At 36.2% G+C, this 19,557-nt stretch carries 20 protein-coding genes; 9 read left to right on the top strand and 11 right to left on the bottom strand.

Features of this window, described 5'->3' with window-relative positions; translation table 11 throughout:
- Window positions 1-118 precede the first annotated feature (118 nt).
- The 4 genes from recA to DVK85_RS05590 all read left to right on the top strand — a co-directional run bounded on the left by recA (window position 119) and on the right by DVK85_RS05590 (window position 3,893).
- Window positions 119-1,123 carry a recombinase RecA gene (recA, locus tag DVK85_RS05605; protein ID WP_114677495.1) on the top strand — a complete coding sequence of 335 codons (1,005 nt, stop codon included), beginning with the start codon at window positions 119-121 and terminating at the stop codon, window positions 1,121-1,123.
- Window positions 1,124-1,231: 108 nt separating this feature from the next.
- Window positions 1,232-1,666, top strand: coding sequence for a hypothetical protein (locus DVK85_RS05600; protein WP_127960554.1), 435 nt, complete (start codon window positions 1,232-1,234; stop codon window positions 1,664-1,666).
- Between the two features lie 17 nt (window positions 1,667-1,683).
- Complete coding sequence (locus tag DVK85_RS05595) at window positions 1,684-2,229, top strand: RNA polymerase sigma factor (protein WP_114677493.1); 546 nt, start codon at window positions 1,684-1,686, stop codon at window positions 2,227-2,229.
- Window positions 2,226-3,893 (top strand): outer membrane beta-barrel protein, encoded by a 1,668-nt coding sequence (locus DVK85_RS05590; protein WP_114677492.1) that lies wholly within the window; start codon window positions 2,226-2,228, stop codon window positions 3,891-3,893. Before DVK85_RS05595 ends, DVK85_RS05590 begins: the two co-directional genes overlap by 4 nt.
- Window positions 3,894-3,964: 71 nt before the next feature.
- Here the strand turns inward: DVK85_RS05590 and DVK85_RS05585 are convergent, their stop codons facing one another.
- Window positions 3,965-4,708 (bottom strand): lysophospholipid acyltransferase family protein, encoded by a 744-nt coding sequence (locus tag DVK85_RS05585; RefSeq protein ID WP_114677491.1) that lies wholly within the window; start codon window positions 4,706-4,708, stop codon window positions 3,965-3,967.
- A 73-nt stretch (window positions 4,709-4,781) separates the two neighbouring features.
- Here DVK85_RS05585 and trpS point away from each other — a divergent pair, with 73 nt between their 5' ends.
- The gene (trpS, locus tag DVK85_RS05580; RefSeq protein ID WP_114677490.1) at window positions 4,782-5,753 is read left to right on the top strand and encodes a tryptophan--tRNA ligase; all 972 of its coding nucleotides are present in this window, start codon (window positions 4,782-4,784) and stop codon (window positions 5,751-5,753) included.
- Window positions 5,754-5,819: 66 nt separating this feature from the next.
- Here the strand turns inward: trpS and dprA are convergent, their stop codons facing one another.
- Window positions 5,820-6,923, bottom strand: a complete 1,104-nt coding sequence (gene dprA, locus DVK85_RS05575; protein WP_114677489.1) for a DNA-processing protein DprA — start codon at window positions 6,921-6,923, stop codon at window positions 5,820-5,822.
- A 99-nt stretch (window positions 6,924-7,022) separates the two neighbouring features.
- On the opposite strand from dprA, the gene DVK85_RS05570 reads away from it, so the two are divergent.
- Window positions 7,023-7,961, top strand: a complete 939-nt coding sequence (locus tag DVK85_RS05570; protein ID WP_114677488.1) for an HU domain-containing protein — start codon at window positions 7,023-7,025, stop codon at window positions 7,959-7,961.
- Between the two features lie 64 nt (window positions 7,962-8,025).
- A complete protein-coding gene (locus DVK85_RS05565; protein ID WP_114677487.1) occupies window positions 8,026-8,535 on the top strand; it encodes an acyl-CoA thioesterase in 510 nt (169 codons plus the stop codon).
- A 56-nt stretch (window positions 8,536-8,591) separates the two neighbouring features.
- Here the strand turns inward: DVK85_RS05565 and DVK85_RS05560 are convergent, their stop codons facing one another.
- The 7 genes from DVK85_RS05560 to DVK85_RS05530 form a co-directional block, all read right to left on the bottom strand.
- Window positions 8,592-9,842, bottom strand: coding sequence for a murein hydrolase activator EnvC family protein (locus DVK85_RS05560; RefSeq protein ID WP_114677486.1), 1,251 nt, complete (start codon window positions 9,840-9,842; stop codon window positions 8,592-8,594).
- Window positions 9,843-9,857: 15 nt separating this feature from the next.
- Window positions 9,858-10,631 (bottom strand): DUF4292 domain-containing protein, encoded by a 774-nt coding sequence (locus tag DVK85_RS05555; protein ID WP_114677485.1) that lies wholly within the window; start codon window positions 10,629-10,631, stop codon window positions 9,858-9,860.
- Window positions 10,628-11,992: a tetratricopeptide repeat protein gene (locus DVK85_RS05550; protein WP_114677484.1), complete on the bottom strand. Its 1,365-nt coding sequence runs from the start codon at window positions 11,990-11,992 to the stop codon at window positions 10,628-10,630. The genes DVK85_RS05555 and DVK85_RS05550 overlap by 4 nt, the downstream gene beginning before the upstream one ends.
- 6 nt (window positions 11,993-11,998) lie before the next feature.
- Window positions 11,999-13,009, bottom strand: coding sequence for a sugar phosphate nucleotidyltransferase (locus DVK85_RS05545; RefSeq protein WP_114677483.1), 1,011 nt, complete (start codon window positions 13,007-13,009; stop codon window positions 11,999-12,001).
- A 2-nt stretch (window positions 13,010-13,011) separates the two neighbouring features.
- Window positions 13,012-13,977, bottom strand: coding sequence for a tetratricopeptide repeat protein (locus tag DVK85_RS05540; protein ID WP_114677482.1), 966 nt, complete (start codon window positions 13,975-13,977; stop codon window positions 13,012-13,014).
- 15 nt (window positions 13,978-13,992) lie between these two features.
- Window positions 13,993-14,427 carry a dUTP diphosphatase gene (gene dut / locus DVK85_RS05535; protein ID WP_114677481.1) on the bottom strand — a complete coding sequence of 145 codons (435 nt, stop codon included), beginning with the start codon at window positions 14,425-14,427 and terminating at the stop codon, window positions 13,993-13,995.
- A 70-nt stretch (window positions 14,428-14,497) separates the two neighbouring features.
- Window positions 14,498-15,955, bottom strand: coding sequence for a lipopolysaccharide biosynthesis protein (locus DVK85_RS05530; protein ID WP_114677480.1), 1,458 nt, complete (start codon window positions 15,953-15,955; stop codon window positions 14,498-14,500).
- 185 nt (window positions 15,956-16,140) lie between these two features.
- On the opposite strand from DVK85_RS05530, the gene DVK85_RS05525 reads away from it, so the two are divergent.
- Both DVK85_RS05525 and DVK85_RS05520 read left to right on the top strand, forming a co-directional pair.
- Window positions 16,141-16,581 (top strand): hypothetical protein, encoded by a 441-nt coding sequence (locus DVK85_RS05525; protein WP_114677479.1) that lies wholly within the window; start codon window positions 16,141-16,143, stop codon window positions 16,579-16,581.
- On the top strand, window positions 16,578-16,952 hold the full coding sequence (locus DVK85_RS05520) for a TIR domain-containing protein (protein ID WP_162845300.1): 375 nt from the start codon (window positions 16,578-16,580) through the stop codon (window positions 16,950-16,952). The genes DVK85_RS05525 and DVK85_RS05520 overlap by 4 nt, the downstream gene beginning before the upstream one ends.
- 67 nt (window positions 16,953-17,019) lie before the next feature.
- On the opposite strand, the gene atpG is transcribed toward DVK85_RS05520, so the two are convergent.
- Both atpG and atpA read right to left on the bottom strand, forming a co-directional pair.
- A complete protein-coding gene (gene atpG, locus DVK85_RS05515) occupies window positions 17,020-17,880 on the bottom strand; it encodes an ATP synthase F1 subunit gamma (protein ID WP_114677477.1) in 861 nt (286 codons plus the stop codon).
- A gap of 70 nt (window positions 17,881-17,950) precedes the next feature.
- Window positions 17,951-19,525: a F0F1 ATP synthase subunit alpha gene (atpA, locus tag DVK85_RS05510; protein WP_114677476.1), complete on the bottom strand. Its 1,575-nt coding sequence runs from the start codon at window positions 19,523-19,525 to the stop codon at window positions 17,951-17,953.
- Window positions 19,526-19,557 lie beyond the last annotated feature (32 nt).

Raw genomic sequence — 19,557 nt, 5'->3', positions numbered from 1 at the left:
ATCTTAACATTTCTGTTTCTTAAAAAATTTTGCTAAAAACTATTTCTTTATAAGATTATTTTCTTACATTGCGCTATCAAATAAAAGCAGTATTTTTACTAAAAAATAAGACGATATAATGAGTGCAGATAAAGAAGCAAAGCTAAAAGCATTACAACTTACATTAGACAAACTTGATAAATCATACGGTAAAGGTGCGGTTATGCGCCTAGGCGACAAGGCAGTAGAAGAGGTAGAAAGCATCCCTTCGGGTTCGCTGGGTATCGACTTAGCATTGGGTGTAAACGGTTACCCTCGTGGTAGAATTATAGAAATATACGGTCCTGAATCGTCAGGTAAAACAACGCTAACGCTTCACGCTATTGCCGAAGCGCAAAAAGCAGGCGGTATTGCTGCTTTTATTGATGCAGAGCACGCTTTTGACCGTAATTATGCCGAAAAACTGGGCGTAGACGTAGAAAATCTTATTATATCGCAACCCGATAATGGGGAGCAAGCACTAGAAATTGCCGAAAACCTTATCCGCTCTGGGGCGATAGACATTGTAGTTATTGACTCGGTTGCGGCACTTACGCCAAAAAGCGAGATAGAAGGCGAAATGGGCGACAGTAAAATGGGGCTTCATGCGCGCCTTATGAGCCAAGCACTAAGAAAATTAACTGCTACTATTAGCAAAACACATTGTACCGTTTTCTTTATTAACCAACTTCGTGAAAAAATCGGTGTTATGTTTGGTAACCCCGAAACAACTACGGGTGGTAATGCCTTAAAGTTCTATGCTTCGGTTAGGCTAGACATCCGTCGTTCCTCACAAATAAAAGATGGCGATAATGTTATTGGTAACCGTACCAAAGTAAAAATCGTTAAAAATAAAGTTGCTCCACCATTTAAAACTGCCGAATTCGACATTATGTATGGCGAGGGTGTAAGCAAAACAGGTGAGATATTAGACCTTGCTGTAGAGTTTGAAATCGTTAAGAAATCAGGCTCGTGGTTTAGCTACGGCGACACCAAACTGGGGCAAGGGCGCGACGCTGTAAAATCGCTGATAAAAGACAACCCCGAACTCGCTGATGAGCTGGAAATCAAAATAAAAGATGCCATAAAAGAACATCTGGCATAACAACTACTAAAACCCGATTGATTTCGGGTTTTTTTATACCCAAAATACGCAACCTTTTGCGTGTTATTGTATCTTTATACTACATGATGTATTGATTGAGGACATTTTATGAAAAAGCTATTATTGTTATTGATGATATTGATGGGGGTAAGCTCCTGCTCGTTTAAGGACGACACCTTAAATTTTCAGGTAGAGTTTATACCTGTAGAGAGTATTGAATTTCCTGAATATATGCAGGCTGGAGAAACTTATGAGTTAAAAGTGTATTACAAAAAACCCAACGATTGCTACTACTTTGATGGGTTTTATACCGAAAAAGGAGAGTCGTCGGAGGTATTAGCAGTACAAACATTAGTAATACAAAATGCCAAATGTGAATCGCTCGAAGATGAAGAACCCGAGTTTGGACTTTATGAATTTACATGCCCTAATATTATTATAGGCACTTTTAATAATGTCTATTTGTTTGAGGTCTACAAAGGCGATGACGGTGAAGGCAATATGATATTTGAAACCGTAGAGGTACCGATTGGGCAAGAATAATTTAACAATAAAAGTCGTTGGGTATAGAACAACTCATAAAAGATTGCCAGCAAGACAGCATAAAGGCACAGGAACAGTTGTACAGGCTTTTTGCCCCGAAACTGTTTGCTGTATGTCTAAAATATTCGCGCAATTATGAGGATGCCCAAGATAACCTACAAGATGGTTTTTTATTATTGTTTAGAAAAATAGGTCAGTTTCAGTTTAAAGGCTCTTTTGAAGGATGGGCAAAAAGGTTAATGGTAAACAATGTATTGCAAAGATACCGCTCGGAAGGTATTTTTGAGATTGTAAGTGAAAATATGCCTGACGAGGCAGAAGTAGAGATTGAGAGCGACAGCGTGAGTATGGATTTTTTGTTGTCGATAATACAGGGGTTACCAGACAGATACAGAATGGTGTTTAACCTGTATGTAACAGATGGCTATTCGCACAAAGAAATAGCCGATATGCTTGGTATAACGGTAGGGACATCTAAGTCTAACCTATCGAGGGCAAGAATAATATTGAAGGGAAAAATTGAAGCGCAGGAAGGTAATTCTAAAAATACCTACAGCAAATGAGTGAGAAAAAAAACATAGACAGGCTGTTTCAGGAAAAGTTTAAAGACTTTGAAGCCGCTCCGCCAGAATATGTATGGGAAAACATAGAAGCGGAACTGAAAAAAGATAAAAAACGAAGGGTTATACCATTATGGTTTAAGCTGGGTGGTATTGCTGCTGTTTTAGTTATTGGGTTATTCTTAATTAACCCTTTTAATACTGGAATAGAAGTAGATAACAACCCTGTTGTAAACAGTAACAACCCTAAAGATAAAACTAATAATAATGTTACTAACCCAAATGATGGGAATAATAACAATAAAGTTGTTGCGCCCGCAAATAACACACAAAATTTTAGTACTAACGAAGCCGTAGCCACAGGCAACGAAAACTCTTCAGGTGATGGGGCTCTAGATAAATTTTCAAACTCAGGTACTAACCAAAACAACGGTAAGAGTAACTCAAAAAATGGTTTTGGCAACAATAGCAATGCTGTAGTAAACAATAATAGCACTAAGAACAATAATAGTAAAACAAAAGGCGCTACTACAGGAAACAACAGTAAAACTGCTAATATTCAAAATAACAATACTGAGCATTTACGCAAAGAAAATGCTGTAGCCTACAACCCTAAAGCAAAAAGCAGCGATAACAGTAATAGCACAAGCAGTGAACATACTGGGTCAGGAAGTAAAGACAACAATACTATAAATAATGGTATTGCCGCATTTGAAGAAGCTGCTATAGCTGAAAATGAGCATAACGAAAATACAAATGCAACAAAAGACGGTAACGAGCAAAATAGCAATTATATACTTACAGATAAAGATATAATGACAGAAGAGGCTGTTACCGAAACAGTTGTTGACACTACCACTACAGAAGAACCTGAAAATGAGTTGGAAAAGCTATTGCAGGAAAAGTTAAATGAGGAAAAAGATAATAAAGATAAAATGCTCGCAAAAGCAGATGACAATAAAAAATGGAATGTTAAGCCACAAATAGCACCTGTATTTTACAACTCCCTTTCAGAGGGTTCGCCTATAGATGCTCAGTTTGCAGGTAATAGTAAAGATTATGAAAACAACCTTAGCTATGGCGTAGGTGTTGATTATGCTGTTAATGATAGAATCTCTATCCGTTCAGGTATAAATACCGTTAATCTTAATTATTCGACACGTGGTGTAGAGTTCTTCCCTTCTATGTCACAGCAAACCAATAACATCAGTAGTAATACTGCTTCTCGTGCTGCAAACCTTGTAGTACAAAATCAGTCGGCTGGTGTAGATGGTCTTAATCCTACTGCTTCAAAACAAGCATTTAATGGCTCTATGCTACAAGAAATGGGTTATATAGAAGTACCTGTAGAAATGTCGTATGCCTTGATTAATAGAAAATTTGGCATAGATGTTATTGGTGGTTTCAGTACACTATTTTTAAATGATAATAATGTAAGTGTAGTTACTACACAAGGATTAAGCTCATCTATTGGTGAAGCAGAAAACCTTAATAATATTCACTTTAGTACCAACGTAGGTATTGGTTTTAAGTACAAGTTCTTTAAATCATTCCAAGCTAGTTTTGAGCCTACATTTAAATATCAAATTAATACGTTTAGTGGCAGTTCGGGTAATTTTAAACCCTATTTCATAGGCTTATACTCTGGTGTAAGTTTCCGTTTCTAATGTATACTTAATTGGTTTAGGTAGTCCCGTAATGGGATAGAGTAAGGCGCCCACGAACACATTGGGGCGCTTTATTTTTTTAGATATTGTAATAAACTACTATAAATAGTCTGTCGAACATTATCTTTCAGTCCCTTTCTATCTTCAAGTTTCAATCCTTTTGTTGTTACAAAAGGGAGTACTTTTGCTCTCATCAAACCTGGGCTTCCGCTAAAAAAAGTATAAGAAAATCGTCTTTTATTATCAGGAAATGCCATAGGCACTATAGGTATTTGGTGTTCTATAGCTAACCGAAATGCCCCATCTTTAAATTCGTCAAGTACTACGCTTTCGTCATCGGGCACACCACCTTCTGGAAAGATACAAATACTCAGTCCTTCGTTTAATCTTTTTTGTGCTCGCACAAACACTTCTTGCCTGCTTTTAGGACTGTTCCTGTCCACCAATATACTGGTACGTTTATAAAAGAACCCAAAAATGGGTATTGTAGCAAGTTCTTTTTTACCTACAAAAACAAACGGGTTTTTAGACACGATGAGCATCATCATAATATCTGCCATAGAGGTATGGTTAGCAACTAGCATATAGCTCTTACCTTTTTCCATTTCCTGTTCGCGGTCTATTTTATAATAGAACCCCATACCAAGCAATATAACTTTTGCCCAAATGCGCGCCAAGAAAAAAAACTGCGGATAGGTTTTAGTCGATAAAATAGACAGTATAAGTAATGGCGAAAGCACAATAATAGGCACTCCCATCAGGATATAAAACCATACCCGCCATAATATCCAAAAAAAATATTTTATTGCTTTCATTATGTCAAATGTAATGATTAGCTAATTATCTTTTTATCAAAACTGTTACCTTTGTGAAAAATTATACTAAATAATGGCAAAAATACTTACTGGTATCCAGAGTACGGGAACACCACATTTAGGTAACCTTTTAGGTGCTCTATTACCAGCCATAGCAATGGCGAACAAACCCGAAAATGAATCATTCCTTTTTATAGCCGACTTACATTCTGCTACACAAATAAAAGATGGAAAAGAGCTACGCGAAAACACCTATAGTGTTGCTGCTACTTGGCTTGCCTGTGGTTTAGATATTAATAGGGTAGTATTTTATCGCCAAAGTGATATACCACAAGTAACCGAATTATCTTGGTACTTGAGTTGTTTCTTTCCTTATCAGCGTTTAACGCTAGCACACTCTTTTAAAGACAAAGCTGATAGACTAGACGATGTAAACGCAGGCTTGTTTACCTACCCTATGCTTATGGCTGCCGATATACTACTATATGATGCCGAGTTTGTACCTGTAGGAAAAGATCAACTACAGCATATAGAAATTACTCGCGATGTGGCTTCGCGTTTTAATCACCAAATGGGAGATACATTTGTATTGCCTGAAGCTATTACTAGCGATGTTACAAAAATTATTCCTGGAACTGATGGGGAAAAAATGAGTAAATCACGTAATAACTTTATCAATATATTTCAGGCAGACAAACCATTACGCAAACAGGTAATGAGTATAGATACTGATAGTACTCCACTAGAAGACCCTAAAAATCCTGATACATGTAATGTATTTGCTATATACAAACTACTAGCAACAGAAGAACAAGTAGTGCAAATGCGTGCTAATTACCTAGGTGGTAACTATGGTTACGGTCATGCTAAGCAAGCGTTATATGAACTAATAGCCGAGACCTTTAAAACTGAAAGAGAAAAGTACAGCTACTATATGGCTAACCCACACGAAATAGACGCTGCTCTAAAAGTAGGTGCCGAAAAAGCTACAAAAATAGCTAATGGTGTACTGGCAAGAGTTAGAGAAAAACTAGGATATTTATAGCTTTTAGTTAACAGTCGCAGTAAACAGTAATTTGATAACTGCCTACTGCGACTGTAAACCTTTATCCTAAATTGCCTCAAACATTTTACCAGGCAATGGGCGTATTACTCCCTTCAATTCCATAGTGAGTAATAATGATGATAACCTATATATAGGCATCTCGCATTGTAGTGCTATAATATCTATAAGCTCCTTGCCATTTTTCTGTAAATAATCATATACTTTTTGTTCTTCTACCTCTAGCGTTATAAACAATTGCTTTTGCACGGGCTTTTGTTTCTTCTCCTCTAGTTCCCAATTTAATATATAAATAAGGTCGGCAGCACTGGTAAGTAAGTTTGCTTTTTGGGTTTTTATCAGGTTGTTGCACCCTTGGCTATACTTATCAGTAATACGCCCCGGTACGGCAAACACATCCCTATTATAATCATTAGCAATATTAGCTGTAATTAGAGATCCTCCTTTATCGGCACTCTCTATAATTATGGTAGCTTCAGTAAGCCCTGCCACAATACGATTACGGCGCACAAAGTTTTCTTTATCAGGGTTCGATGTGCTCCAAAACTCCGTCATAAAACCACCATTCTCCTCCATCTTGGCAACATACTTTTTATGCGTCTTGGGGTATATTTGGTTTAGCCCGTGTGCTACTACACCTATAGTTTGTAAGTTATGTTCCATAGCTACATTATGAGCATGTATATCTACCCCATAAGCAAAACCACTTACAATAACAGGATTTAAGGGCGCAAGGTCTTTTATAAGTTTTCGGGTAAAATCGGCACCATATGAAGTAATTTGGCGTGTACCCACTATACTTATCAGTTTCCTATTCTGTAGGTTTATATTCCCTGAACTAAAAAGCAATACAGGACCATCTATACAGTGCTTTAATCTATCAGGATAATCTTTATCAAGATAAAAACTGACATTGATGCTGTTCTCTTTTATAAATTTCATTTCGGCTTCTGCCAAGCCAAAAACAGCTCTATTCTGGAGCTTATTGTATAACACCTCGCCTACACCCTCTATAGCAAGCAGTTGTTTTCGGGTAGCTAGAAATACAGCTTCGGCACTACCACAATGGTGTATTAGTTTTTTTGCCACAATGTCGCCCACACCTTCTATGCGAAGTAACGCTAGTGTATTAAGTAATTCAATATCAGTCATTAAAAAATAAAATAAGCGACTATCTATTTAATCGATAATTGTTAATAAAATTTGTGGATAAAATTTTTCTTTCACCACCGAATAGTTAATTTTGTGTTTATGATGATAGAAAAACACATATCGGCACTACTATATCGTTACCAGTGCGTTACCGTTCCTGGCTTTGGTGCATTTCTTGCCGAAACTACCTCGGCACAATTAGATAATGATACCCATACTTTCTATCCCCCAAAAAAACTTATTTCGTTCAATGCGAATTTAAAAAATAATGACGGGCTTTTGGGTAACCATATCGCATTACAAGAAAAAATTTCTTACGATGCAGCAGTAGCCGAAATAAACTCGGCAGTAAGTCATTGGCTAAACGAGTTACATAACAACCAAACACTTGTACTTAAAAACATAGGTAGTATTACAAATAACGCCGAAGGCAACCTTGTATTTACACCTGATACTCCTGTAAATTACCTTACAGACTCTTTTGGGTTAAGTTCTTTTATATCGCCTGCTATTAAGCGTGAAGAATATAAAATTATTGCCGAAGCAATAGAAGAAAAAGCCCCTGTAGTATTTACTCCAGAAAGGAAAAAGAATTATAGTTACCTTAAATATGCAGCTATATTTGTTGTTGCTCTTGGCGTAGGTAGCGTTGGGTTTAAGTTTTATAGAGAAAATGAAATTGCAACCGAAACACTTTTAGTACAGCAGCAAGCACAAGAAGAAGTACAGCAAAAAATACAAGAAGCTACCTTTTTTATAGAAAACCCTTTTGCAGTAACACTCCCTGTTAAAGAAGAAGTTACTAGTATGCCATATCATGTGGTTGCAGGTGCTTTTCGTAGTGAAGAAAATGCAGCAACAGCTGTAGAGCAACTTATTACTAAAGGTTATAAGGCAGCAAAAAGCATTGAGAAAAACAAGTTTGGGTTATATCCTGTTATATATAGCAGCTATACCACAAACCATGAGGCACAAGAAGCACTCAATAAGATAAGATTACAAGATAATGACGAAGCTTGGCTTCTCATAAAAGAATGATAAAAAATCCTCCTCTACGGAGGATTTTTTATTTCTGTAGTATCTTTGCCAAAAAAAGAAACGTATGCAGTCTAAAAATCCCTCAGATTCGGCATGTATAATGACCGATCTTGTACTCCCTGGAGAAACCAACCCGCTTAATAACCTTTTTGGTGGCGAGCTATTGGCACGTATGGATCGTGCAGCGAGTATTGCCGCACGCAGACATTCGCGACGCATTGTTGTAACAGCATCTGTAAATCACGTAGCTTTTAACCGTGCTGTGCCCCTAGGAAGTGTAGTAACTGTTGAGGCTAAGGTATCGAGAACTTTTCGTACCTCTATGGAGATTTTTATAGATGTATGGATAGAAGATAGAGAATCGGGTACAAAATCTAAGGCTAATGAAGCTATTTATACTTTTGTAGCAGTAGATGAAACAGGAATACCTGTAGCAGTACCTACAGTAGAACCGCAAACCGAACTTGAAAAAGAACGCTTTGAAGCAGCGTTAAGAAGAAAACAACTTAGCTTAGTACTAGCAGGCAAAATGAAACCTAGCGATGCGACAGAACTGAAAGCATTATTTATGTAAATAAGAATCTAATATAAATAAAAAAGGGGAAGTTTTTAAAACTTCCCCTTTTTTATTTATCGCATAATCCACTCTTCAGGATTGAGCCTGGTAGTGTTTTGCATTATCCTTAATTTTACTACTGTTTTTCCTGAAACAGGGTTTGTATGTACTGTTCCTATATTTTGTTTTATCGAAACATTATCTCCTGTACGCACGTTTACTTCACTTAAGTTAAAATATATAGAGATATAATTTCCGTGCTGTATCAAGACCGCTTTAGTACGCGTTCCTGGCATTACTTGTACATCCATAACTTCACCTGCAAAAATAGCACGAACATCAGCCCCTTCTTCGGTTGTTATTTCTATAAAACTATGATCTATCTCTACTGAAGAGGCTATAGGGCTTCTTTGTACACCAAAACCCATAGACATATATCCTTTCTCTACTGGCCAAGGTAATTTACCTTTATTAGCTCTAAAATTGTCGGCAATTATTTTACCCTCTTTAGTAAGTACAATTTTATTAGGTGCTGCTGTAGATGTCGATCCTTTACTTGTTGGTTTAGCTCCTGATGCAGCAGCCGCTTTTCTATTGGCAGCAGCAATTGCTTCTCTTACTATCTTATCTATCTTTTTGTCTATTTCTTTAGCTTCTTTTTGTTTCTTCTTTATATCAGCAGCATACTTTTTCTTGTCTTTTTGTATCGCTTTTATAAGTTTTTCTTGCTCCTTTTTTTCTTCTTCTAGGCTAGCCTTTACTTTAAGATTTTCGGCAAGTAATTGTTCTTTTTCTTTCTTCTGACTGTTTAACTTTGCTGCAAGCGCTTCAAGCTCGATCATTTTTTTCTTTATCTCTTCTCCTTGCATTTTCCTAAAACTAGCATACTGTTTCATATACTGCATGCGCTTATAGGCTTGCAAAAAGTTTTGTGAAGAGAGTATAAACATTATACGACTTTGCTGCGAACGGCTTTTGTATGCCTTTAATATCATATTAGCATAATCTTCTTTTAACACCTTCAATTCACGATTCAGCTTGTTTATTTTGCGCTGGTTCAGATAAATTTCGTCGCTAAGTATTTTAGTTTGCTTTTGGGTATTGCTAATAAGTTTTTCGCTAAGTCTTATCTTAGTTTGATTATCGGCTATTTTAGTAAGTACCGATTTCTCCTTGTTTTTTTCTTTACCAAGCAGGTTCTGAAATTCTCGAATTTCTTTATTTAGTTGCGCTCTTTTTTGTTCCAGTTCTTTTTTCTGGTCAGTCTGCGCTACGGCAAGCATTGTAAAGCTTAAAAAAAGAATGGTAAGGACTGCTCTTATCATGTTCTAAATATTCAGTTAGTCAAGAAAAATTTGATCGAACCCTTGTGGTACGTTAAATGGGAACGAAAAATCTTCGTCAAAGGTAACGGTATTGTAACCAATTTGTATAGTTACCTTATCTTTTTGTTGCGCATCTATCTTTATTTCTGCTGGTAATATTGCTTTTGGATACTCTCTATGGGCAGGATATTGAATATCAAGGCTACGCGCATCGAGACCGCCTTGAGCTATATTTTCTCTTTTTAGGAGATAATTTGATCCTTCAAATAGAAATGATTTCATTATTCCTCCAGAATTTGAGCTTAATCGGTATAATCCGCTTTCTATTTTGGCGGTATAAGTATCATCTTTAAGGTTATATATTGCTTTGCCTAAAATAAGGTTTTGCACTTTAGCATAATCTAAATCAGCACCTAACCAACGGCTTAACATAGCATAATTACCATCAAAATAGGTATTATTCAGTTTTTCATAATACGTTACACCATCAGGGGTTATTAAGGCTTTTGCCATGGTAATCCCTAAAAATTTTAGGCTTACCAATATCTTTTCATCTTTTTTAACTCTTATATCTGCCGATAGTTTTTGCGATGTATGTTTATCGCTATAGCGTACATCTGCTTTTATATAGAGTGTGTTAAAGTCTTTTTCGTTAGCATAATGCCCCTTTATAATTTCGGCTGTTGTTCTCGCTTTATTAGCACCTTGCTCGCCAAGTACAGCTTGCTTAGATTTACACGATGTAAAAAATACTACTGTAAGTAGCAATAAAGCTGTTATTTTTCTCATTTTGTCTTTTTCAATTTAAGCAATCCTTCTATCCTCCGTTTATATGCATCACTTCCCTCAACATCTCCTATACCCTCAAAAGCTCTTGCTAACTGCTGAGTAAAGCTAACTTCTAGTTCAGCATCTTCAACAACAAAGTCTATACCGCTTTCTAGCCAATCTTTTGCTTTTTTAAACTGTGATAAGTTATTCGCTGCTACTCCTGCAAAATAATATAGTCTAGCATGAGTAGGATATAAATCTATATAACTGGATGCTTTTTTAAGCAATAACTCATTTTGGTTATTCCCTTCATAGGTATATAGTAAAAGTTCTATTGCTTCGATATCGTCAGCATTTGCTGCAAGGCTTTTCTCAAAATAAGCCCCAGCACGTGCGTAATCTTTTTTAGTAAAAAAGAACTTGCCTACCTCTTTAGGTACATTTACCTCTTTATCGTCTTCAAAATAATCGGCAGCTTTGGCAAGGTCATTATTAAATTGCGGATTGTTATTCACAAAAATAAGAAACTCGTTAAAAGCACGATGTTTTATTTTGCGGTCTATTTTTTCGCTTTCTAAAATCCTGAAAAGGGATTTTGCAGCTTCGCCTCCCTCATTATTATTCAGGTGAAATTTGAAAAGGCTCACCTGTGCCCAATCTGAGTTTGGAATTTCCTTCTCTAGCTTTTTGGCTACTTCTTCTGCTTTAGCTTCCTGATTGCTTTCGGAATACAGATAAATTAACTCTAAATAATTAGACTCTTCTTTAGGGTTTTTCTTTATAGCTTCTTCTAATGATTCTTTTTTAGGTTTTCGGAAACGATCGTCTTGCATAATTTGCGCTCTATACATCGCCCTCTTGTCTGATTGTCCTACTTTATCATCTAGTGAGTTTATAAGCACCAATGCTTTGTCATACTGCATGGTGTACATGTATAATGACACAAGGTCTTCTTCATAAAATTCCTTTCGCCATTGGGTAAGTTTTTGTACTACGGGTATGGCTTTATTCCAATTTTGTATACCATAATACACGTCATACAAACCTTGCCAGTACCAACGATTTGCGGGGTCAAGCTGGGTTGCTTTTAAAAAAGCCCTCTCAGCATCGCCAAAACTTCTCAACGCAAGCTGATTTTTTCCTATCTCGTTATATACCGCATCATTATCTGGCTGTAACGCCACACATCGTTGTAACGCTTGTAATGCCTTATCATAATTTTCGATTCCTTTTTGCTTTAAGGCTTCATAAAAATTGTTTTCGAATTCATCATTCGCCAGTGCAATTTCATCTGGTTCTTGTTGCTGTGCCTGTATAACTACAGGGTACAGCAACAACCCAGAAAGCGCTAATCCGCTAAAAAGAATCTTTATATTCATATATTTTTATTCTAAAACCGAATAATCTCCAATGCTAATGGTTGTAAAATTACCATCAAAACGAGCATTATTACCTATCATGGCATTATCTAACTTAGCATTTTTTATTACCGAATTGGTTTGTACTAAACTGTTTTTAATAGTAGTATTTTCTACTGTGGTATTATCGCCTAACGATACATTTGGCCCTACTGTACTGTTTTTTAACACTACATTTTCGCCAATGTAACATGGTTGTATAATTTCGCTATTTTCTACAGTTGCCGATGTTGCTATCATATTGTGTCCGTCAGCATGCAGAAAGTTAAGCATTCTATTATTAGTATCTACAGTAACATTCTTATTACCACAGTCCATCCATTCATCTACTTTACCAGGCACAAACTTCATACCCTTTTGCTTCATGTTTTCTAAAGCATCTGTAAGCTGGTATTCGCCACCTTTTACAATGTTATTATCTAACAAGTATTGTAACTCACTACGCAGTGTTTCTCCACTCTTAAAGTAGTATATCCCTATAATAGCAAGATCTGACACAAAATCTTTTGGCTTCTCTACAAAGTCAACTATTTCTTTTTTATCATTAAGCTGAACAACACCAAAAGCACTTGGGTCATCTACTTGTTTTACCCATATTACACTATCGGCTGTAGTATCTAACGTAAAATCGGCACGAAATAGTGTATCGGCATAAGCAACTACTATTGGACCACTCATTGACTCTTTCGCACACATAATGGCATGACCTGTACCTAGTGGTTCATCTTGATAGTAAATAGTACCCTTAGCACCTAGTTTTTCGGCTATAGCTACAAGGTCTTTTTCTACTGGTGCGCCAAAACTTCTATGTATTATAAATGCTATTTCTTCTATCTCTTGGTTAATAACACCAGCAATATCCTCTACTAAGCGGTGCACTATTGGTTTACCTGCAATAGGGATTAATGGTTTTGGTACTGTTAGTGTGTGTGGGCGAAGGCGCGAACCGCGACCTGCCATGGGGACAATGATTTTCATGGTTATTCGTTGATTTCTATGTTATTGTTTTTGGCTGCTTCTAAAAAAATATCTAGTTTACCTTTTTCTTTGAGTTCATTATACATAGCAGAAATTACTTGCTGAGCATCACTTATATATGGGCTTTGTAATTCTTTATACATTAAGTAAGCTTTAAAAGCTTTGTCTACTCCCTTTGCATAATCACCTGCAAAATAGTACATCCTTGCTGCACCATAATAACCTTCAGGATCATTCGGGTACTGAATAATGTATCTATCATATACTTCTGCTGATTTTTGATACTCTTTTAAATACTCATAAGCTACTCCCAAATTTTGTAACGGCATTTTTCCTGTAGGATCTACTTCAAGTGATTTCTCATAACACTTTATAGCTTCTTTATAGTTACCACGTTTTCGATAACTAATCCCCAAATTATCCCAAGCAAAGGCAAATTTTGGGTCTTTCTTTACGGCTTTATTAAAACTAACAATAGCCATGTCATATTCTTCTCTCACGAGATGCGCTTCTCCTTCTTCATAAAATTGTAATGCTTTTTTATTCTTAGACATGGAGTGTTTGGACTCTGCATTGTTAGAGCTCATTAAAACTTTTACAGCATAACAATTCTCAAACATATACTGTTGGATTTCATCAAAATCCTTATCCATCGTAATAACGATGTTTTTACCTTTATTTTTACCAATCTCTGCGACCGTGTCATTATCGGTAAGTTTGCTAACTTCTTCCCTAATTTCTTCAGGAGTGCCAAATTGACTTGTCATCTGATCCAGTAATATTTGTGAAGATATACAATCATTTATCTTCTTTACTATTGAATCTCTTACTTGGTCTGTACTTATTTCCTTCGTACACTCACAGGCTTTATCACCAATGGTTTTAATACTATCATCATCCTGTGCAATAGCTATTAATGGGAATACCAGCAATAATAGTGTTAAAATAGAAAAACGGTTACTTTTCATATATGTTAGGTTAGTTTACTTTACCCCAGTACTACCAAACCCTCCTTCGCCCCTAGAGGTTTCGGTAAGCTCTTGTACTTCCTGCCATTCAGCACGTTCATGTTTGGCAATAACAAGTTGGGCTATTCTTTCGCCATTTTCTATGGTAAAAGCATCGTTTGATAAATTTACTAAAATCACGCCTATCTCGCCTCTATAATCGGCGTCTATTGTACCTGGGCTATTAAGTACCGTGATGCCTTTTTTGGCTGCCAGTCCGCTACGAGGGCGCACTTGGGCTTCATATCCTATAGGGAGTTCTATAAATAATCCTGTTTTTATAATAGCCCTGCCCAATGGGCTTAGTACTACTGGTTCGTCAAGGTTTGCCCTCAAATCCATACCTGCCGAAGCAATCGTTTCATAGTTTGGCAACGCATGCTGCGAACGGTTTATAATTTTAACTGTCATGCTTGTTTATTTATAAATCAAATATCAAAATAGTATTACTAATAACCAAACCTTTAGTTTGATTAATTTGTTACCCTTGCTTTATTATACGCAGTAATGTTGCCTTTTCGTTTATATAAATAAACCCAGCATAGACTACTATTGCAGCTACCCCTACAAAGTAATTTTCTCTGAAAAAGTAAAAACACACTAGCGACAGCGCAATAGAAAGCCCCAAGTAACCGCATATCTTTTTCATATCATAAGGAATAGGGTAATACTTGTTGCCTAATATATAAGAGATAACCATCATGGTGGTATAAGCTGATATAGTAGCAACTGCCGACCCCATATAGCTATACTTAGGTATGAGGGCAAAGTTTAGCCCCAAGGTAACAATAGCTCCTATTATAGAAATATAGGCACCCATTTTTGTTTTATCTGATAGCTTATACCAAACCGAAAGGTTATGATAAATACCCAGAAAGAAATTAGCCATAATAATAAGTGGTACTACCGCCATACCCTCCCAATACGATTCGTTACGGATGATAAGTACTTTGAGTAAATCTGCAAATACTATTACTACCAGTAATATAATCGACCCAAATATTACAAAATATCGGGTTATCATGGCATAGGTTTGTGGTGCATTCTTTTCTTTAGCATGGCTAAAAAAGAATGGCTCTATACCTAAGCGGAATGCCGTAGCAAAAAGCGTCATGAATATTGCCAGTTTATAGCAGGCAGAGTAAACACCTACTTCGGCTTCGGCTATATTTTCGGGCAGTATGTTGTGGAGTAATATTCTATCGAATGTTTCATTTATGGCAAATGCAATCCCCGCAATCATTATCGGGAAACTATAGCGCATCATTTTTGCCCATAACTGCTTGTCAAATTGCCACGAGATACGGAAATAATGTGGTGCTAATACCAAGAACGTTAACAGGCTCGCAATAAGGTTTGATATAAATATATACCCTATCTGGAAATTCTCTACATACATAGCGCCTAAAAGCGTATCAGGTTGTGCTGTAGCCAGTTTTGGCAAATAGAGCAGGAAGAATACATTTAATCCTAAATTGACCGCTACATTACCAATTTTTACGACGGCATACAATAGCGGTCTGCCTTCGGCACGCAGTTTAGAAAATGGTATAATAACCAGCGCATCGAGCACTAGTACCCAAATGGTATAGGTAATATATTGTACATCTATACCTGCAGCTTCGGCAAGGTAGTTGCGCCCCAGTAGGGCAGCTCCAAGAAAAACAATCGATGTCCAGAATATAGATATGGTAGATGTTGCTTGTACTTTTTTAGAATCTTCGTTAGTATAAAACCTAAAAAATGCGGTTTCCATACCATAGGCTAATACCACATTAAAAAGTACAATCCATGCAAAAATAATAGATACTTCTCCATACTCTTGCTCTGGTAAAATATCAGTATATAGTGGCGTAAGTACAAAACTAAACATTCGTGGTACTACCGTAGCGATACCGTATATAGCAGTCTGTTGAAAGAGATTTTTAAAAAGGCTCAAATGTTATTGATTGTATTTGTTAATGGCAAAAGTAGAGAATAAAAGATAGTTCTAAAATTGTATATAATAAATTGAAAAAAAATCTGGAAATAAATGATTTCTTAATTCACAAATAATCTATTAAAACCAACTACTTCATCAAAGTGATAAAAAATTAAATACCTTTGAACGTAAACTATAAAAGGATGAACGACATAAATAAAATTTTGAAATTAAAAGAAATTGATCAACTTGATTCTTCTATTCTTCAATTTTCTAAAAATACATTAGCTACTAAAAAAATTTGCGCATCTTTATTAGTTGCTATTCCGAGCATTATTTTTAAAATGACGGATAATAAACTAGATACTTCTATTTATGTTAGTAGTTCTCTCATACTTTTGTTTTTCTGGATAATTGACTCCAATTCCTATTATTACCAAAGGAAACTAAGAATTAGAATGTCCGAAATAGTTAATGAATTAAATGGAAACCAATTAATTGTGAATGGCTTTGGGATGCCTCTGGATAATAAAGAAAAAGAGTCTTGGGGAAAAGCGTTTTTTAACAAATCACAACTATTTTATCTATTTAGCACAATACTTGTTCTCATATTAATGATAGTTGATAAAAAAGAATTGATTTGATAGAAGGAAATAAACTAAAGGTATTTATTAGCTATACTGTTAGAGATGGAGAAATTGACAGCCATTTTTTAACTAAATTAAATCATCAAATATCTGAAATAAGTACAGTATACATTGATTTAATCCATAATAATTCTGTGAATAAACAAAATAGAGTCGTTAATGAATTGAAAAAATCAGATTTTATTTTTCTCATTAGGACTGAACAAACCAATAATTCTAAATGGGTAAATAAAGAACTATCTCTTGCTAGAGAACTTAACATCCCAATTGTAGAATTTAAACATAAAGAACTAATAAAAGTGGGTTTTCAACCAATTATAAAAGCTATAAAGCACCTTAACATAAAAAATAATCAAAGGTGTTCTTAACCATGTTATTTCAAACAAAAAAGGCTATCCTATTCGGATAGCCTTTTTTATATATTATTAAATGTTCTTAGTTATTCAAAGCTTCAGCACCACCAACAATCTCAAGGATTTCGTTAGTAATAGATGCCTGACGTGCTTTATTATACGTAAGTTTCAACTGGTTTCTTAGGTCAGTAGCATTATCAGTTGCTTTGTGCATAGCTGTCATACGTGCTCCATGCTCTGATGCAAAAGAATCGCGTATTGCTTTATACAACTGTGTTTTTAACGATAATGGTATAAGGTTAGCTACAATTTCTTCTTTAGAAGGCTCAAAAATATAATCAACGCTGTTGTTTACATCTGTAGTATCTAAAGGAGCTAACGGCAAAAACTGCTCTGTAAGCACTAATTGTGTCGCTGCATTTTTAAAATGGTTATATACAAGCTCTATTCTGTCATAATTTCCAGCAACAAAGCTATCCATAATATTTTGTGCTATATCAGCAACATTTTCAAACGTTAAATCGTCATAAACATTACTTTCATTAGCCGTAATGGTACAGGTTTTACTAAGTACGTCATTACCTTTTTTACCAATGGTTAAAACGTCTACTTGCTTACCAGCATAAGTAGCTTGTACTGCTTTTACACCTTTTATTACATTAGTATTAAAGGCACCGCACAAACCCCTGTTGGATGTAATGGCTACAACCAAGACTTTATTTATCGAGCGTTGCTCGGCAAATGCACCTCCGTTGTCACCCTCCATAGTGGCACTCAAATTTTGCAGTAGCTCAGTAAGCTTTTGGCTATAGGGGCGCATTGCCGTTATAGCATCTTGCGCTTTTTTAAGCTTGGCTGCCGATACCATTTTCATCGCACTTGTAATTTGCATTGTCGATGAAACGGAAGCAATCCTGTTACGTATTTCCTTTAAGTTTGCCATTTTATATAGTATTAAGTAGTGAGAGTTAAGTAGAACTCAAGTTCTCACTACTAAAATCTAAAAATCTAAATTAGTATTTTGCAGAAATTTCAGCTGCCGCTTTTTCAAGCACATCAGTAAGCTCGTCAGTAAATTTACCCGATTTAAGTAAATCTAAAGTATCTCTGTGTTTTGCATTAAGATACTCTATATAGTCTCTTTCAAACTCTTTTACTTTGTTTACTGGTACTTTTCTTAACAAGTTTTTAGAACCTGCATAGATAATAGCAATTTGGTCTTCTACCGTAAATGGGTCGTTAACTGCTTGCTTAAGTATTTCTACGTTTCTTCTACCTTTTTCAATTACGCTTAATGTAGCCGAATCAAGATCTGAACCAAATTTAGCGAAAGCTTCAAGCTCACGGAACTGTGCTTGGTCTAGTTTAAGTGTACCAGCAACTTTTTTCATTGGCTTGATCTGAGCATTACCACCCACACGAGATACCGAGATACCTACGTTAATTGCAGGACGCACACCTGAGTTAAATAAATCTGACTCAAGGAATATCTGACCATCTGTAATCGAAATTACGTTTGTTGGGATATATGCCGAAACGTCACCCGCTTGTGTTTCGATGATAGGAAGTGCTGTAAGCGATCCGCCACCTTTAACAATTGGTTTTAACGATTCTGGTAAATCATTCATGTTCTTCGCAATATCATCATCAGCAATTACCTTAGCGGCACGCTCTAATAATCTTGAGTGAAGGTAGAATACATCTCCAGGGTAAGCCTCACGTCCTGGTGGTCTTCTAAGTAGAAGCGATACCTCACGGTATGCAACTGCTTGCTTAGATAAATCATCATAAATGATAAGTGCCGGACGACCAGTATCACGGAAGTACTCACCAATTGCAGCACCTGCAAATGGAGCGTATACCTGCATCGGAGCAGGGTCAGAAGCATTTGCAGCAACAATAACTGTGTAAGCCATTGCACCTTTTTCTTCTAAAGTTTTTGCAATACCTGCTACTGTAGAAGCTTTTTGCCCAACAGCAACATATATACAGAATACAGGTTTACCCGCATCATAAAATTCTTTTTGGTTTAGTATGGTATCAATACAAACTGTTGTTTTACCAGTTTGACGGTCACCAATAACAAGCTCACGCTGACCACGTCCTACAGGAATCATGGCATCGATAGCTTTAATACCCGTTTGTAACGGCTCAGTAACTGGTTGACGGAAGATAACTCCTGGTGCTTTACGCTCCAAAGGCATCTCATAAAGATCACCACCAATAGGACCTTTACCATCTATAGGGTTACCTAGTGTATCTACAACACGACCTACCATTTGCTCACCTGTTTTTAGGGAAGCAATACGCTGTGTTCTTTTTACAGTAGAACCTTCACTAACGCCAACAGAAGGACCTAACAATACTACGCCCACATTGTCTTCTTCAAGGTTCAATACAATACCTTCTAACCCGTTATCGAACGCTACTAACTCACCATATTGTGCGTTAGATAATCCGTAAACACGGGCAATACCGTCACCTACCTGAAGTACTGTTCCTACTTCCTCAAGGGTAGCACCCGATTCAAAACCGGACAATTGTTTCTTTAATATTGCTGAAATCTCAGCAGGTTTAATTTCTGCCATAATAATTGTTTATAATTTAAACACTTACGTGT

Origin of the sequence: Flavobacterium arcticum (genome assembly GCF_003344925.1) — a bacterium.
GTDB classification, from domain to species: domain Bacteria; phylum Bacteroidota; class Bacteroidia; order Flavobacteriales; family Flavobacteriaceae; genus Flavobacterium; species Flavobacterium arcticum.
This window is presented reverse-complemented; position numbering and strand designations above follow the sequence as displayed.

Coding starts and splice junctions, on each gene's coding strand:
- recA (WP_114677495.1), top strand. CDS start 119: ATGAGTGCAGATAAAGAAGCAAAGCTAAAAGCATTACAACTTACATTA.
- DVK85_RS05600 (WP_127960554.1), top strand. CDS start 1,232: ATGAAAAAGCTATTATTGTTATTGATGATATTGATGGGGGTAAGCTCC.
- DVK85_RS05590 (WP_114677492.1), top strand. CDS start 2,226: ATGAGTGAGAAAAAAAACATAGACAGGCTGTTTCAGGAAAAGTTTAAA.
- DVK85_RS05585 (WP_114677491.1), bottom strand. CDS start 4,708: ATGAAAGCAATAAAATATTTTTTTTGGATATTATGGCGGGTATGGTTT.
- trpS (WP_114677490.1), top strand. CDS start 4,782: ATGGCAAAAATACTTACTGGTATCCAGAGTACGGGAACACCACATTTA.
- dprA (WP_114677489.1), bottom strand. CDS start 6,923: ATGACTGATATTGAATTACTTAATACACTAGCGTTACTTCGCATAGAA.
- DVK85_RS05570 (WP_114677488.1), top strand. CDS start 7,023: ATGATGATAGAAAAACACATATCGGCACTACTATATCGTTACCAGTGC.
- DVK85_RS05565 (WP_114677487.1), top strand. CDS start 8,026: ATGCAGTCTAAAAATCCCTCAGATTCGGCATGTATAATGACCGATCTT.
- DVK85_RS05560 (WP_114677486.1), bottom strand. CDS start 9,842: ATGATAAGAGCAGTCCTTACCATTCTTTTTTTAAGCTTTACAATGCTT.
- DVK85_RS05555 (WP_114677485.1), bottom strand. CDS start 10,631: ATGAGAAAAATAACAGCTTTATTGCTACTTACAGTAGTATTTTTTACA.
- DVK85_RS05550 (WP_114677484.1), bottom strand. CDS start 11,992: ATGAATATAAAGATTCTTTTTAGCGGATTAGCGCTTTCTGGGTTGTTG.
- DVK85_RS05545 (WP_114677483.1), bottom strand. CDS start 13,009: ATGAAAATCATTGTCCCCATGGCAGGTCGCGGTTCGCGCCTTCGCCCA.
- DVK85_RS05540 (WP_114677482.1), bottom strand. CDS start 13,977: ATGAAAAGTAACCGTTTTTCTATTTTAACACTATTATTGCTGGTATTC.
- dut (WP_114677481.1), bottom strand. CDS start 14,427: ATGACAGTTAAAATTATAAACCGTTCGCAGCATGCGTTGCCAAACTAT.
- DVK85_RS05525 (WP_114677479.1), top strand. CDS start 16,141: ATGAACGACATAAATAAAATTTTGAAATTAAAAGAAATTGATCAACTT.
- atpG (WP_114677477.1), bottom strand. CDS start 17,880: ATGGCAAACTTAAAGGAAATACGTAACAGGATTGCTTCCGTTTCATCG.
- atpA (WP_114677476.1), bottom strand. CDS start 19,525: ATGGCAGAAATTAAACCTGCTGAGATTTCAGCAATATTAAAGAAACAA.